The following is a 325-nucleotide window of genomic DNA, read 5'->3' as shown; positions in this document are numbered from 1 at the left end:
CGCACCCGGAGCCTCCCGATGACCGACCTGTCCGCCTTTCCGATCACCAAGCGCTGGCCGGCCAAAAAACCAGACCTCCTGCAGCTCTACTCCTCCACGACGCCCAACGGGGTGAAGATCTCGATCGCGCTGGAGGAGATCGGCCTGCCCTACGAGCCGCACTATGTCGACATCGGCAAGAACGAGAGCTGGACGCCGGAATTCCTGTCGCTCAACCCGAACGGCAAGATACCGGCGATCATCGACCCGGACGGTCCTGGCGGCAAGCCGATCGGCCTGTTCGAATCGGGCGCCATCCTGCTCTATCTGGCCGACAAGACCCGCA

Annotated in this window: 1 protein-coding gene; it reads left to right on the top strand. The window is 63.7% G+C overall.

Annotation, left to right across the window (positions count from 1 at the left end):
* Window positions 1-18 precede the first annotated feature (18 nt).
* Window positions 19-325: glutathione S-transferase N-terminal domain-containing protein (locus EN845_RS34385; RefSeq protein WP_189587444.1), on the top strand; the 307-nt coding region annotated here is incomplete at its 3' end.

The sequence above is a fragment of the Mesorhizobium sp. M8A.F.Ca.ET.202.01.1.1 genome (genome assembly GCF_004791595.1).
Lineage (GTDB): Bacteria > Pseudomonadota > Alphaproteobacteria > Rhizobiales > Rhizobiaceae > Mesorhizobium.
The sequence above is the reverse complement of the archived record's forward strand: the minus strand, read 5'-3'. Positions and strand labels throughout refer to the sequence as shown.